Genomic DNA, 15,828 nt, shown 5'->3' with positions numbered 1-15,828 from the left:
ACAAAAATAAAAAGATTAAACCGATTTGATGCCTTCTGTAAATTTATTTAGGATATAACGTACAGAACTTTGAATTTTAGGATTTAATTTCTCGATCTGAGAGAGATAGAGATTTATATTTTCGGAATTAAAGCGAGAATTTAAAGAAATAAAATCAGATATATAGGTATCAAACTGATTCTCAGAAACTGATTTCTCGAAGATCACCATGACATTGTGATGTCTTTTATCAATAGCTATCCGGGAAAATAAGCTTTTTATTATTTCTTTTTCTCCTTCAATCACCTGGAAAAAATTTCCTTCAGAGAACAATAATATACCTGTAATATCGTGATCTATATTACATCTCCTGCTAAAATTTAAAATTTCTAAAATTTCCTTTTCTGTAAGCTCGGGATTTACACTGCTTACATAACTAACGGCATAACGCATAAATGGGTTTTATAAATCTGATAGATAAAATTAAAAATCCAATTCGTTAAAATAAAGAAATTTTATACTTAATGAAACAAATGTTAAAAGAAAAAACCCCGGTCATCACTCCGGGGTCATTCATCAATCAAAAAACGAACAGTTATTTTCATACCGGTCATCACTCCGGCACTAAACTGTTGTTGCTTTAAATATCTTATCCAAGATACGTTTTTAAAATTTTACTTCTGGAAGTATGTTTTAACCTACGTATTGCTTTTTCTTTAATTTGTCTAACTCTTTCTCTGGTTAAATCAAAAGTCTCGCCAATCTCTTCCAAGGTCATTGGATGTTGATCCCCTAAACCAAAATAAAGCCGGATAACATCAGCTTCACGCGGAGTTAGTGTTTCCAGAGCTCTCTCGATTTCAGTTCGAAGTGATTCATGTAATAATTCCTTATCTGGATTTGGAGACTCACCAGAACGTAAAACGTCGTAAAGGTTAGAATCTTCACCTTCTACAAGAGGGGCATCCATCGATACGTGACGCCCGGAGTTCTTCATAGATTCCTTAACGTCGTTAATGGTCATATCCAATTCCTTGGCGATCTCTTCCGCGCTTGGTGGGCGCTCATGGGATTGCTCAAGAAAAGCAAAAGTCTTATTGATTTTATTAATAGAACCAATCTTGTTCAAAGGCAAACGAACAATACGAGATTGCTCTGCTAATGCTTGCAGGATGGATTGTCTAATCCACCAAACAGCATAGGAGATAAATTTAAAACCACGAGTTTCATCAAAACGTTTCGCAGCTTTAATTAAGCCTAAATTTCCTTCGTTAATAAGATCGGGAAGCGTAAGGCCTTGATTTTGATATTGTTTTGCTACAGAAACGACGAAACGTAAGTTAGCTTTGGTTAATTTTTCCAGAGCACGGTCATCACCTGCTTTAATCCTTTGAGCCAATTCTACCTCTTCATCAGCGGTAATCAGGTCAACCTTTCCAATTTCTTGCAAATACTTATCCAGCGAAGCGGTTTCTCTATTGGTTACCTGCTTCGTAATTTTAAGTTGTCTCATCTATCTTTCGTGGGATTTTTTATTATGAATAGCTCTTGTACATATTTATACGTAAAAATGTCGCAGAATGTTACAAAAATTACAATTAAATTTATTTGGGCGTTGCACTTCGTGCCGGGCTTTTCGCTATAAGTCCTCGCTGCCGATAGCAGCTGCGGGCTTTCCGTTGCAACCTGCCTGCCGACAAGGCAGGTCCCTAACGCGAAATATTTTTTCCATTTTTTTAGAATTTTCAGGATAGTCGCAATAATTAAGTGCAAATTTCAGTAAGATTTTAAAATTTAAGAATAAAAAAAGCCCGGCAAGTTGCCGGGCTTCTGCTATAATATCAGAAAACTAATCCCTGTCTTCTCTGGGTTTGTCTTCTCTGTCTTCTCTGGGTTTTCTATCGTCCCGGCGATTATCGCGTCCTCGATCGTCCCTTCCTCTACGATCATCACGCCCGCGACTATCTCTGGAACCGCTACGTTTGTCGTCTCTTGGAGCCCTTTCTTTATAACCTTCCGGTTTTTCCAATAAAGCTTTTCTGGAAACCTTGTCTTTTCTCGTCTTAGGATCAAGGCCAAAGTATTTCACATCCAGGGTATCTCCCATTTTAAGGACATCATTTACATCATTGGTACGTTCCCATGCCAATTCAGAAATATGAAGTAAAACCTCGTTACCCGGAGCATCTAAATATTCTACCACTGCACCAAAATCTAAAAGTTTGATCACTTTTACCTCGTATACGCTACCCTTTTCAGGTTTGAATGTAATAGATTCAATTTTGGCCAGCACCTTATCAATTCCTTCCTGCTCAGTACCCAGAATCTCTACAATTCCTTCTTCTGTAACCGGATCTTCGTTGATCACGATCTCGGTTTTAGTAGTTTTTTGTAGTTCCTGGATCACTTTTCCTCCAGGTCCAATAAGAGCTCCAATAAATTCATTCGGAATTCTTCTGGTGATGATCTTTGGAGAATGAGCTTTTACATTCTGGTTAGCTGAAGATATAGTTTCATTCAGTTTATCAAGAATATGAAGTCTTCCTGCCCTTGCCTGTTTTAAAGCATTTACAAGAATCTCATAAGAAAGCCCCTTGATCTTGATATCCATCTGGCAGGCTGTAATCCCATCGGCCGTTCCGGTTACTTTAAAGTCCATATCCCCAAGATGATCTTCATCTCCAAGAATATCAGAAAGTACCGCGTAGTTTTCACCATCAGAAATCAATCCCATTGCAATCCCTGAAACCGGCTTTTTCAATTGTACCCCGGCATCCATTAATGCCATGGTACCGGCACAAACAGTAGCCATAGAAGAAGAACCGTTAGATTCCAGTACTTCAGAAACTACTCTAACCGTATACGGGCAATTATCGGGGATCATCCCTTTGAGCGCTCTTTGGGCAAGGTTCCCGTGACCAATCTCTCTTCGTGAAGTTCCTCTAATTGGGTAGGCTTCTCCGGTAGAAAAAGGAGGGAAGTTATAATGTAAATAAAAAGTTTCTTCTCCCTGTTGCGTGGGAAGATCCACCTGATTTGCTTCTCGGGAAGTACCAAGAGTTACCGTGGCAAGTGCCTGGGTTTCCCCTCTGGTAAATAATGCCGATCCATGCGTGCTGGGTAGATAATCTACTTCACACCAGATGGGCCTGATTTCATCAGTTTTTCTACCGTCAAGACGAACACCTTCTTTTAAGGTAAGATCCCTAACCGCTTTTTTGTGTGCAGCTGAAAAATACCGGGATACAAGACTTCCGTTTTCTTCCAATTCTTCTTCAGAAAATAAAGCTTTAACTTCTTCTTTTAAATCAGCAAATGATTGGGAACGATCTTTTTTAGCAGATGCATCTTTAGCAATATCGTATACTTTTTGATACGTTGCTTCGTGCACTTTTTTCTCTATAGCTTCATCAGTCCTTTCAACTTCATATTCCCTGGTTTCTTTCTTGCCAAATGCTTCAGCAAGTTTCACCTGAGCCTCGCATTGTTTTTTAATAGCTTCATGAGCGAATTTGATAGCTTCAGCCATCTCTTCTTCTGAACATTCGTCAAACTGCCCTTCTACCATCATTACAGAATCTGCCGAAGCTCCAACCATAATATCCATATCGGCCTCTTTCAAAGCTTCACGGCTTGGGTTTAAAACGAATTCACCACCTATTCTGGCAACACGTGCTTCAGAAATTGGCGTTTCAAAAGGAATATCTGAAAGTTGAATTGCTGCTGATGCGGCCAATCCGGCAAGTGCATCTGGCATCACTTCATCATCATGGGACATCAACTGGATCATCACCTGAGTCTCAAATTTGTAATCTTTAGGGAAAAGTGGACGCAATACACGGTCTACTAATCTCATTACTAAAATTTCTTCGTTACTCGGCCTTGCTTCTCTTTTGAAATAACCTCCGGGAAATAAACCTGCAGCAGCAAATTTTTCACGATAATCTAATGTTAATGGAAAGAAATCCATGGTGGTAGGTTTGTATGAAGACACTACCGTACAAAGTAACATGGCGTTACCCATTTGAACAACAACCGACCCGTGGGCCTGTTTTGCCAATTTTCCGGTTTCGAGGGAAATGGTTCTACCATCTCCAAGATCGATAACCTCTTTAAATGTTTTTGGAATCATAATTTTGAATGTTTGATCTGAATAACATCACCAGATCTTTTAGTTAAACAATGGTCTCCGCCATTCCGGGCGGCCGGGTTGTGTGTTGTGTGCAGTTGTGGGTGGACCAATGAAAAACTACCCTTTGGGCGACAATTTTTGAAAACCTTTGCAGGTTCAATCTAAAGTATAAAAAAAGGGGCATAAAGCCCCCTTAAATTTATTTTCTTAATCCTAATTCTTTAATGATGGCACGATATCTTAAAATATCCTTTTTCATTAAATAATCAAGCAGGCTTCTCCTTTTACCTACCAGCATCACCAGTGAGCGTTCAGAATTGTAATCTTTACGATTGCTTTTTAAATGCTCAGAAAGGTGAGCGATTCTGTGCGTGAATAACGCAATTTGACCTTCAGCGGAACCGGTATCGTTTTTTCCTTTACCGTGTTTTTCGAAGATCTCTTGTTTTTTTTCTGTTGTTAAATACATTCCAATATTATTTAAATGATTTTCTTGTATCGACAGTTTTTCTGTCCGGCGGCAAAGATACTCAGAATTTGAAAAGTACCTAGCCTAAATTAAAAATTTATTTGGTGACTTTTTAGGCCCTAACTTTTTGATTCTGAATAAGGTCTATATAAAGGTTTACTTTATTCTTTAATTCAGATCGCTGTACGATAAAATCCAAAAATCCTTTCTCTTTTAAGAATTCAGCAGTTTGAAAATCTTTGGGTAGGTCTTTTCCAATGGTTTCTTTTACTACCCGAGGGCCGGCAAAACCAATTAAAGCACCTGGTTCAGAAATATTAATATCTCCCAACATCGCAAATGAAGCGGTAGTCCCACCCGTGGTAGGATCGGTACAAAGTGAGATATAAGGTAGTTTTGTTTCAGCTAGCTGCGCCAGTTTTACAGAAGTCTTTGCTAATTGCATCAAGGATAATGCTGCTTCCTGCATTCTTGCCCCGCCAGACTTTGAAATTATCATTAGAGGGATGTTGTGCTTTATAGAGTATTCGGCTGCCCTAGCAATTTTTTCACCCACGACCGCACCCATACTTCCGCCAATAAATTTAAAATCCATACAGGCAATCACCAGGTCCTTACCTTTGGACTTTCCTACGGCTGTGCGTATGGCATCAATAAGCCCGGTTTTTTCCTGTGCCGCCTTTATACGATCTGTATATTTTTTTGTGTCTTCAAAATTCAAAGGATCCTTAGAAGTCATATTTTTATCCAGTTCTTTGAATTCATTATCATCAAAAAGGATTTTAAAATATTCTGCACTTCCAATTCTAACATGGTAACCATCCTCGGGGCTTACATAAAAATTGCTTTCAAGCTGTTCCGCATCAACAATTTTTCCGGTAGGTGATTTATACCAAAGACCTTTAGGGACATCTTTTTTATCTTCAGTAGGAGTTTGAATCCCTTTTTGTGTTCTTTTAAACCAAGCCATTTTCTGCAATTTTTCCGCCGTATGGCATTATTGTAAATAAAAAACAGTCTTTCCAAATGATGAAAAGACTGTTTCAATTAATTTATAAAGTGTTTACGTTATTAAGGTCTTCAAAGGCTTTTTTCAGACGGTCTTTAAAAGTAATTTCACCTTCCCGTAACCATTTTCTGGGATCGTAATATTTCTTATTTGGAGAGTCTTCACCATCTGGACTTCCTATTTGGGCAGCCAAATACTCTTTTTTCTCCCCTATATAATCACGAATACCGGTTAAAAATGCATATTGTAAATCTGTATCAATATTCATTTTTATAACACCGTAACCAATTGCTTCTTTAATTTCTTCAACCGTAGAACCACTTCCACCGTGGAAAACAAAATCAATATGATTTTTTTCAACATTATATTTTTTGGTAATATATTCCTGAGAATTCTGAAGGATTTTCGGAGTTAATTTTACGTTTCCAGGTTTATACACCCCGTGAACGTTTCCAAAGGCAGCGGCGATGGTAAATTGATCGCTAACCTTGCTCAGTTCTTCATAGGCATAAGCGACTTCTTCCGGTTGAGTATATAATTTAGAGGCATCCACATCTGAATTATCCACACCATCTTCTTCGCCTCCAGTGATACCCAGTTCGATTTCAAGGGTCATTCCCATTTTTGCCATTCTGGCAAGATATTTTTTACAAATTTCAATATTTTCCTCGATAGATTCTTCGGAAAGATCCAGCATGTGTGAGCTATATAATGGTTTCCCATGCTGCTTGTAGTATTCTTCACTTGCATCTAATAACCCATCGATCCATGGAAGTAATTTTTTTGCGCAATGATCTGTATGCATGATTACAGTTGCACCGTAAGCTTTGGCTAATTCATGAACGTGTTTTGCTCCCGCAATTCCGCCTGCAATTGCAGCTTTTTCCCCTTCATTGCTCAAGCCTTTTCCAGCATTAAACTGGGCTCCCCCATTTGAAAATTGAATGATTACGGGTGCATTTAACTCAGCTGCTGTTTCTAAAACCGCATTGATCGTGTTAGAACCAATTACGTTTACAGCAGGTAATGCAAAGCCTTTATCTTTGGCATATTGAAATATTTCCTGAACCTCTTTTCCAGTTGCTACTCCAGGTTTAATGTTGTGACTCATAATATTTTTTAATTAGGAATACAAAAATAGGAAAATTAACTGTCTTAGAAAGGATAATTAATTCCAACATTGTAAACCGCATTGTTGAAGTTGTAATCTTTAAACCAGCGACTTCCTTCAGGTCTCGCAGGGTCATAGGTTTTAAATCCTACATCAAACCGGAGTACGAAAAAATTAAAATCGTATCGAATACCAAATCCTGAACCAACGGCAAGCTCTTTTAAATCTGAAAATCCGCTGAAAGAATAAGATTCCACATTGTCAAAACGATCCAGGACATTCCAGATATTCCCAACATCTACGAAGAGTGCTCCTTTGATATTATTTAAAAGTCCGAAGCGATATTCCCCATTAAAAGCAAGTTTCATATTGGCCTCGTTAAATTCGAATAGGCTACCACTACTTCCGGGACCCAGATCATAGGCCTGCCAGGCACGGTTGTCATTTGGCCCACCGGCAAAAAATGTCTTGGTGATAGGAATGGAGTTGGCATTGCCGTATGGAATGGCAATCCCTCCAAATGCCCGGGTTGCAAATACATTATCTCCACCCAGGTCCCAATGTTTAATAAAGTCAATTTCAGTTTTTACATATTGGGAGAATGGAACGCCGAAGATCTTATAATTGCCATTTTCATTTTTCTCGAAATTCCCAATTTTAGAAAGAGCAGCCAGGATATTTCCCGCTGTTTCTATTTTAAACCTAAAACGGGTAAATTCTGAATCGTATAGATTTTCCTTGGTGTTCCAGAGATAGGTATAGTTAGAGGCAAAAATCAGGTTATTTTCAGTCAGCCTATCTTTTCGTTCAACAATATCTACAAAATTTAAAAAATCATCCTGCCCAATATCGGTAACTTCAGAATCCTGAATAGAATTGATAAATTCGTCAGTTTCATCTGGAATTTCCAGACGTGGTTCTGATGAAGGATCGTTGAATACAAAAGATGTTCTACGGGCAATTTGAGTCAATTCTTCATAAGAATTTCGGTATACATTGAAGTAATTATCAATATTTAAATTGCGAACGTATTGTATATTCAATAAATCTACGCTGTTGAAAAGCAGTTTTGAAGGTTTCCAGTTATAATTAAGGATTCCTGAAAAAGTTTGTTTATCCAACCCAATATTTCGTTGGGTACTTATTCCCAAACTCATTTCGGTAAATGGGGAAGTATATTTCGGAATAATTTTTTCAGTATTTATAGGAAAGGAAATTCTGGGAAATGAAAGTTTTACATCTGCACCAATTTCAGAAATATCAAAAAAGCGATCTTCAGCACCGCTTTTAGCTGCATCTTTTGAAGAGCCAATACTTCCCCTGGCGTTAATTTCAAAATTTTCAGCCCCTCCAAAAACGTTTCTAATCAATAAGGAACCTCCAAAACCAATTCCAAAATCCTGAATATTACTTTGGGAAACATCAAAATCGAATCCCAGAGAATATTTAGGTAACGGACTCAGAAATATATTGGAAATCAAATCTGTTTCCGTGCTATCTTCAGGATCCAGAGTGTATTGGATATTTGGATATTTAAAAACACGTAACGAGCTAATGCGGTTATACGTTCTGGTCCTGTCGAGGTCCCGATAGATATTTCCGGGCTTTATAAAGATTGCATCGCTAACTGCTTCCGGTTTGAAATCCATTTTTTCGTTGAAGGAATAGAGATTATAACCTTCAAAAGTGGCGCTATCCTGAATAGGTTTATTTCGGTTCTCGTAAGTATAATCGGTTATAATATTAACCTTACTTATTTTATGAACTTTAAATGGAAGTCTGGATACACTATCACCCACATTATTTCGGCGATTTTGAATAATTAGGGTTGTATTAAGAGAGTGATTGGTTTCAACCGTATCTGCATCAAAACTAATGTATTCCTGATCAAAATTATATACGCCATTATTTCTGAAAAGATCAGATAGGCGGTCCCTTTCCGCATTAAAATCCAGCGTATTGTATTTGGTTCCGGAAATGATTTTGCTTTCAGATTCGTGAACTTTATAAATTGAATCCAGTGCTACTGCCGAAATATCGGTTTTGATAGAATCGACGAAGTAAGGTTTGTGCGGAGTAACATAATATTCCACCCTTGCCCGCTTTTCTTTTTCTAAAGGAATGATCTCATAATCTGCTTCAATATTAAACCAGCCATTATTCCAATACCAGGATTTAAGCCTGTTTAAAGATTTTTTTGTTTCTTCCTGACTAACTATAACAGGAGCTTCCCCGGTTCTTTTTAACCAAGTATTGAATTCTTTCCTGGAATGAACAAAGCGTTCAAACTGTTTTTTAGAAAGTAGACTGGTGAGAAATTTCCTTTTTTGCTCATTTTCCAGGTATTTTACCGTTAGAATACTGTCTATATCTGGTCGTGCAAGATTGTAATAATGAAGCTGAAAAGGTATGCCGAGAAACCGGACATTTGGCTCCTGATAAAGCTGGCTGTATATTTTGGAATTTTTGACTACTTCACCATTGCTGAAAATTTCATTTTTCATCAATAATTTTTGGTCTTCTTCGAGTCTTTTTACCGCACTACAGCTTAGAATTACTGAAGTGAATATGAAAAATAGTAATATTTTTGCGAGAAGCCTTTTCAATCAAGAGCAATTATTCGCTCAAAAATACATTTTTTAATGCTTAGCAAAAACCAGATTAAGTTAATAAAAAGTCTTTCTCAGAAAAAGTATCGAAAGAAACATGGATTGTTTGTAGTGGAAGGTAAGAAGGGAATCATGGAATTTTTAAATTCCGGGTTTGAATTGGAGAACCTCTTTGCGAAAGCAAATATTTTTTCTGATAATATGGCCACCATAATTTCTGAAAATGATTTAGGAAAAATATCAAATTTAGTGTCACCTAATGAAGCATTAGCTATTTTTAAAATTCCTAAAGAATCAAATTTTGATAAATCAAGCGGTCTAATTTTAGCACTGGATGGAATTAGGGATCCGGGAAATTTAGGAACGATCATTAGATTATGTGATTGGTTCGGGATTGAAACTTTAGTTTGTAGTGAAGATACAGTAGATTGTTATAATCCCAAAGTTGTTCAGGCGAGCATGGGTTCTCTAGCCAGAATAAAGGTGTCTTACCTTGATTTGGCCGAGTTTTTACAGCAGTCTAAAATGCTAAAGTATGGAGCATTTCTGGAAGGCGATAATGTGTATAGAAAAGATCTAATGGATAATGCTATTTTAATAATGGGTAATGAAGCTAACGGAATTTCTGAAAAAATAGAAGAACTGGTCTCTGAGAAAATCAATATTCCACAATTTGGAAAAAATCAAAATACTGAAAGTTTAAACGTGGCAACGGCAACTTCAATATTGCTAAGTGAATTTAAGCGAAGGACTACTGAAAGGTGAAGTTTAGAAATACCCCTCGGGACGACATTTTATCTATATTTCCGGTATAGATGCTATTGGGATCGGCATCTCGAACCAGTTCATCGTTAATTGTGAAAACTCCGCGAAGGGTAGGGGTAAACTTAAAGTAATACAGGTAAAGGTCGATACCAAATCCAACTTCATAATTATAAGTATTAGCTTTCATCCGAAATTGACCTGCGCTATTGTCATCAGGATTATTTTGATTGCTGGACAGGTTGATGGAAGTAGATACACCACCTACCACAAAGGGTTTGAAATTATTTAAACGATTAGCGCTGAATTTTATTAGAAGTGGAAGGTGAACATAGGTTGAATTTATTTCCCTGTACGTGTTGATGTCAGATTTTAAAGACTGAAAACCACGCGTGCTAAAATTAACACCTGGTTCAAACCTAAGGTCTAAATTGTTATCTAATTTTAAATTTCCCACCAGACCAACATTGAAACCTACTCGGGTTTCCACACGAATATCGGGCTTGGTATCGGGCTCATAATCGATATAATCAAAATCGAAATCATAGGTATTAAATCCCAGATAATATCCCCAGGACCATTTCTGGTTATCGATATTTTCCTGATTTGTAATGGATTCCCCACCAAAAATCTGGGCATTGGAAAACTGAATGCTTAATAAAGCAAGTATCACAAAAGTAGATTTTTTCATCCTATTACTTTGAGGCAGTGTAAATAGTTGAGACTCCAAATGTTTGCGGTAAATCTTCTATGTTTATAAACCCTATTTTCTTTAAAATATTGTTGAACTTTTCTCCATATGGAAAATTTGCTGCACTTTCACTCAAATAGGAATAAGCATTTTTGTCTTTGCTGAAAAGTTTTCCAATCATGGGAAGAATTACACCTGAGTATACATGGTAACCTTGTTTAAAGGGGAATTTTCTGGGGACTGAAGTTTCCAGGACTACAAAAATTCCGTTTGGTTTTAAAACTCTATAGATTTCCTTTAAACCCTTTTCTAAATTTTGAAAATTTCGCACACCAAAAGCTACAGTGATGGCATCAAATTCATCATTTTGAAAAGGTAAATCTTCAGAATCACCCTGAATCATTTCAATTTTAGAATCTAAATTTTTATTAGAAATTTTCTTTCGGCCTACCTTCAGCATACCTTCAGAAATATCCAGGCCTATAATTTTTTTTGCTCCTGAATTTGCCATTTGAATGGCAAGGTCACCTGTGCCGGTTGCAATATCAAGAATTTTTTCTGGATTAGTCTCAGTAACTTTTGCAACTACCTTTTTTCTCCATTTCACATCGGTTCCTAAAGAAATTACCCGGTTCAATCCATCATAATTGTCCGAAATACTATCGAACATCTGCTCCACCTGCTCTTTTTTGGAAAGTTTGGAATCCTTATAAGGAGTCACGTTTTTACCCATAGAAAATCTTTGCGCCAAATATAATTGATAACTCGGAGAATTAAAGGACTATCATTCAAAATTTATAATGCCCTTATCATTTTTCAATTATGATAAATACGTTAACTTTGTTCTATAATCTGATATTTTATATGAAGATAATTATTGCCGGCGCAGGTGAGGTTGGCTTCCATTTAGCTAAATTACTTTCTTTTGAGTCGCAAGATATTACACTTATAGACCCCAATCGTGATAACCTCGTTTATGCTGATACTCACTTAGATATAAAAACTCTAAAAGGTGATGCATCTTCCATTAAAATATTAAAAGAGGCCCAGGTTAAGTATGCAGACATGTTAATTAGTGTGACTGCGAGTGAAGCCACCAATATCACGGTTTGCGTTCTAGCAAAGCAATTGGGCGCTAAACGAACCATAGCCAGAATTTCTAATACTGAATTTCTTGAAAATCAGGAAGAACTGGGATTTGTAAGATTTGGGATAGATGAACTGATTTCCCCGGAAGCTCTGGCTGCTCGTGAAATTGAATTGTTATTGAACCAGTCTGCTTTCAACGACAGCTATGAATTTGAGGAAGGAGCTTTGACCATGATGGGTGTAAGCCTTTCCAGAACGGCAACTTTTGTTGGAAAAACGGTGAAAGAAGCAGCTAAAATTTTTCCTGAACTAAATTTTGTTCCTATTGCTATTCAACGCTTTGGAACCCAATATACCTTAATCCCCAGAGGGGATACCCAATTTAAAGATGGGGACCAGGTGTATTTTATAACCCTTAAGAGTGGTGTTGAAGAGCTATATAAACTCACAGGGAAAGTTCGCCAGGATATCAAAAATATCATGGTTTTGGGCGGAAGTAAGATTGGTAGAAAAACTGCCCGTGATCTCTGTAGAAATAATTTCAATGTAAAATTAGTTGAAAAGGATAAGGATAAAGCATACGATCTGGCAGATGAACTTCCAGATACTTTAATCATCAATGGAGATGGTAGGAATGTTGAACTTTTAGAGGAGGAAAATATTCATGATATGGATGCTTTTATCGCTGTAACGGGTAATTCTGAAACAAACATTATGTCTTGCCTGGTTGCAAAATCAAAGAGTGTAAAGAAAACCATCGCCCTGGTTGAAAATATGGATTATTTTCAGCTAAGCCATTCTATTGGGATCGATACGCTTATCAACAAAAAATTACTTGCCGCAAATAATATTTTCCGATATGTAAGGAAAGGGGAGGTAGTGGCCATGACCAAACTTAACAATATGAATGCGGAATTACTGGAATTCATTGTAAAACCAGATTCGCGGGTAAGTAATCAAAAAATTAAAGATCTCGAGTTTCCTAGATCTGCAATTATAGGAGGAATTATAAGAAATGGTGAAGGTCTAATTGCTCTTGGTGATTTTTTAATAAGACCAAAGGACAGGATTGTTGTTTGTTGTCTTCCCAGATCTATTAATAAAGTAGAAAAATTGTTTCTCTAATGCCCCGACTGAATTATAAGATAATTCTACACGTAATGGGTTTGTTGCTGCTGTGCAATGGGGGCTTCATGTTGCTTGCCACCATTGTTAGCTGGATTTATAATGATGGAGTTACTCTCGAAATTTCTACAGCTGCTTTAATTACATTATTTCTTGGAACTCTTTTAATGTTCACTACACGTGGGCACAGTAAAGAGGTCAAGGTTCGTGAAGGTTATATTATCGTGACTTTTGGTTGGATCTTCATGGCCTTAAGTGGAGCGCTTCCTTATGTAATCAGTGAAACTATTCCACGATTTACCAACGCTTTTTTTGAAACAATGTCTGGTTATACCACGACCGGAGCCTCCATCTTAAATGATATTGAGGCAATCCCAAAAGGAATATTATTCTGGAGGAGTTTAACTCACTGGATAGGCGGGATGGGAATCATTGTACTTGCCATTGCTATTTTGCCATTATTGGGAATTGGAGGGATGCAGTTATTTTCTGCGGAATCTCCCGGCCCCAGCGCAGATAAACTTAAACCTCGCATTACAGATACCGCGAAAAGGCTTTGGCTCATTTATGTTTCCTATACGGTAGCAGAAACTATTTTACTTTGGGTGGCAGGTATGAGTTTCTTTGATGCTATTAACCATGCCTTTAGCACGCTCTCTACAGGAGGATTTTCTACAAAAAATGCCAGCATGGCCTATTGGAATAATAATCCAATCATTCAGTATATTGTTATCATCTTTATGTTTCTGGCAGGAAGCAACTTCGTTCTAAGTTATTTTGCCTTTAAGGGGCGGTTTAGTAAAATTTTGCACGACGATGAGTTCAACTGGTATTTTTACTTCATAGGAGGTTTTACCGTGATTAGTGCATTGGTGATCTATTTTCAGGCAGATGTAAGTATATCTTCCATAGACCATCCTATGGTTTGGGGTGAAGCTGAAAGTGCTTTTAGACATTCATTGTTTCAAGTACTGGCGGTAATTACCACAACAGGTTTTGTCTCTGCAGATTATACCATGTGGACACCTTTCCTAACCATTTTTTTCTTCGGAATGTTTTTTCTGGGTGGATCTGCAGGATCTACTGCAGGGGGCGTAAAAGTGATGAGGCATATTATCATGATTAGAAATGGAATTATTGAATTTAAACGGACCCTGCACCCAAATGCGATCTTACCAACTAGATTTAATGGGAAATCTATCAGCAAAGAGATCGTTTTTAATATCCTTGGATTTTTTATTTTATATATGCTTTCCTTCATCATTGGCGCAGTTGTTCTGGCATCCTTTGGGCTGGATTTTGAAACCGCAATTGGTGGTGCAGCCTCAACTTTAGGAAATGTGGGTCCGGCGTTTGGTGGTTTGAGTCCGGTGAATAACTTCGATATGTTGCCAGATCTTGGTAAATGGTGGTGTGCCTTTTTAATGCTTATTGGAAGACTTGAACTTTTTACCGTTTTAATAATCCTTACTCCATTCTTTTGGAGAAATCGATAAAATTCCTCGACGGCTCACCCTCGGAGATAGTCGGTTTCACTAAATTTTTAATTCAGCTTCTGAAGTTTCTCAATTTCTTTTTAAAAAAACTTAATAACAAAACCGGCACTAAGCCGGTTTTTTATTTCAGAAACAGGGAAAATTTTATTTCAGAATATCTTTAATTCTTTTTAGTGCTTCCGTGATTTGATCCTCGCTTGCGGCATAGGAAATTCTTATGCAATCTGGATTACCAAAAGCTGCTCCGGTGACCGTCGCGACATTGGCCTCTTCCAGTAAAAACATACTAAAATCATCAGCATCTTTAATGGTATGCCCTTTAAATGTTTTCCCGAAGAACGAAGATACATTTGGGAAGACATAGAACGCTCCTTCAGGTTCCGGGGTTATAAAACCATCAATATTATTCAATAAATCAATGATCAGTTCCCTTCGTTTTTTGAAGGTTTCGATCATATGGCTAATTTTCGAAACCGGAGCCTCTAAAGCTGTAATTACCGCTCTTTGAGCAATACAATTCGCACCACTTGTAATCTGCCCTTGCATTTTATTACAAGCTCTGGCGATATAAGTGGGTGCTCCAATATAGCCAATACGCCAACCGGTCATAGCAAATGCTTTGGAAACACCATTTACGGTAACTGTACGATCATACATATGCTCAAATTCGGCTATGGAAGCATGATCGCCCACAAAATTAATGTGTTCATAGATCTCATCGCTTACCACGATGATATCTGGATATTTTCTCAAAACTTCAGCTAGAGCTTTTAACTCTTCCCTACTATAAACCATCCCGCTGGGATTACAGGGAGAGCTATACCAGATCATCTTTGTTTTTGGGGTGATCGCAGCTTCAAGTTCTTCCGGAGTAATTTTAAAATTAGATTTTACTGAGGTTGGCATTTCTACGGGAACACCTTCGGCAAGTTTCACAATTTCAGAATAGCTCACCCAATAAGGGCAGGGCAGGAGTACTTCGTCTCCGGGATTTAAAACAACCATGGCAACATTGGCTAAAGATTGTTTCGCACCTGTGGATACTACAATTTGTGAACGATCATAGGTTAAGTTATTATCGCGTTTAAACTTTGTAATGATAGCATCTTTTAATTCTACATAACCATCTACCGGGGTATAGGAATTGTAATTATCGTTGATTGCCTGTATCGCAGCATCTTTTATAAAATCTGGAGTATTAAAGTCTGGCTCTCCCAAACTTAATCCGATAATATCTTTGCCTTCTGCTTTTAGTTCCCTCGCTTTAGCGGCCATTGCTAAAGTTTGCGAGGTGGCCATACTGTTAATTCTGTCTGATAATTGTTGCTGCATGGAATGTTTTCTTTTCAATTTTTA

Annotated in this window: 13 protein-coding genes; 3 read left to right on the top strand and 10 right to left on the bottom strand. The window is 37.5% G+C overall.

Translation table 11 applies throughout. The features are described 5' to 3' along the window. Positions 1-15: 15 nt before the first annotated feature. From DHD80_RS02270 to DHD80_RS02240, 7 genes are all read right to left on the bottom strand, one after another. A complete protein-coding gene (locus DHD80_RS02270) occupies positions 16-432 on the bottom strand; it encodes a BLUF domain-containing protein (protein WP_251739269.1) in 417 nt (138 codons plus the stop codon). 196 nt (positions 433-628) lie between these two features. Then, the gene (locus DHD80_RS02265; RefSeq protein WP_011708302.1) at positions 629-1,492 is read right to left on the bottom strand and encodes a sigma-70 family RNA polymerase sigma factor; all 864 of its coding nucleotides are present in this window, start codon (positions 1,490-1,492) and stop codon (positions 629-631) included. 336 nt (positions 1,493-1,828) lie between these two features. Then, the gene (locus DHD80_RS02260; RefSeq protein ID WP_251739268.1) at positions 1,829-4,111 is read right to left on the bottom strand and encodes a polyribonucleotide nucleotidyltransferase; all 2,283 of its coding nucleotides are present in this window, start codon (positions 4,109-4,111) and stop codon (positions 1,829-1,831) included. Positions 4,112-4,310: 199 nt separating this feature from the next. Next, entirely contained in the window at positions 4,311-4,580 is a 270-nt protein-coding gene (gene rpsO / locus DHD80_RS02255; protein ID WP_251739267.1) for a 30S ribosomal protein S15, read from the bottom strand. 112 nt (positions 4,581-4,692) lie between these two features. Next, positions 4,693-5,550, bottom strand: coding sequence for an acetyl-CoA carboxylase, carboxyltransferase subunit beta (accD, locus tag DHD80_RS02250; RefSeq protein ID WP_251739266.1), 858 nt, complete (start codon positions 5,548-5,550; stop codon positions 4,693-4,695). 82 nt (positions 5,551-5,632) lie between these two features. Then, positions 5,633-6,700, bottom strand: a complete 1,068-nt coding sequence (gene fbaA / locus DHD80_RS02245) for a class II fructose-bisphosphate aldolase (protein ID WP_251739265.1) — start codon at positions 6,698-6,700, stop codon at positions 5,633-5,635. Between the two features lie 44 nt (positions 6,701-6,744). Beyond that, on the bottom strand, positions 6,745-9,204 hold the full coding sequence (locus DHD80_RS02240) for a BamA/TamA family outer membrane protein (protein WP_251739264.1): 2,460 nt from the start codon (positions 9,202-9,204) through the stop codon (positions 6,745-6,747). A gap of 138 nt (positions 9,205-9,342) precedes the next feature. Here DHD80_RS02240 and DHD80_RS02235 point away from each other — a divergent pair, with 138 nt between their 5' ends. Next, on the top strand, positions 9,343-10,074 hold the full coding sequence (locus DHD80_RS02235) for an RNA methyltransferase (protein WP_251739262.1): 732 nt from the start codon (positions 9,343-9,345) through the stop codon (positions 10,072-10,074). Here the strand turns inward: DHD80_RS02235 and DHD80_RS02230 are convergent. Beyond that, positions 10,061-10,762, bottom strand: coding sequence for a porin family protein (locus tag DHD80_RS02230; protein ID WP_251739261.1), 702 nt, complete (start codon positions 10,760-10,762; stop codon positions 10,061-10,063). The two genes, DHD80_RS02235 and DHD80_RS02230, sit on opposite strands and share 14 nt — an antisense overlap. Before the next feature lie 4 nt (positions 10,763-10,766). Further along, the gene (ubiE, locus tag DHD80_RS02225) at positions 10,767-11,495 is read right to left on the bottom strand and encodes a bifunctional demethylmenaquinone methyltransferase/2-methoxy-6-polyprenyl-1,4-benzoquinol methylase UbiE (protein WP_251739259.1); all 729 of its coding nucleotides are present in this window, start codon (positions 11,493-11,495) and stop codon (positions 10,767-10,769) included. Between the two features lie 131 nt (positions 11,496-11,626). Here ubiE and trkA point away from each other — a divergent pair, with 131 nt between their 5' ends. Together trkA and DHD80_RS02215 are read left to right on the top strand one after the other, a co-directional pair. Further along, positions 11,627-12,976 carry a Trk system potassium transporter TrkA gene (gene trkA, locus DHD80_RS02220; RefSeq protein WP_251739258.1) on the top strand — a complete coding sequence of 450 codons (1,350 nt, stop codon included), beginning with the start codon at positions 11,627-11,629 and terminating at the stop codon, positions 12,974-12,976. Next, on the top strand, positions 12,976-14,472 hold the full coding sequence (locus DHD80_RS02215) for a potassium transporter TrkG (RefSeq protein WP_251739257.1): 1,497 nt from the start codon (positions 12,976-12,978) through the stop codon (positions 14,470-14,472). Before trkA ends, DHD80_RS02215 begins: the two co-directional genes overlap by 1 nt. Positions 14,473-14,616: 144 nt before the next feature. Here DHD80_RS02215 and DHD80_RS02210 read toward each other — a convergent pair whose 3' ends face one another. Then, positions 14,617-15,804: a pyridoxal phosphate-dependent aminotransferase gene (locus tag DHD80_RS02210; protein ID WP_251739330.1), complete on the bottom strand. Its 1,188-nt coding sequence runs from the start codon at positions 15,802-15,804 to the stop codon at positions 14,617-14,619. Positions 15,805-15,828: the final 24 nt, after the last annotated feature.

The sequence above is a fragment of the Gramella sp. AN32 genome (assembly GCF_023718305.1).
Taxonomy (GTDB): Bacteria; Bacteroidota; Bacteroidia; order Flavobacteriales; family Flavobacteriaceae; genus Christiangramia; species Christiangramia antarctica.
Note: the sequence above shows the minus strand (reverse complement) of the source record. Positions and strands in the feature narration are given on the sequence as shown.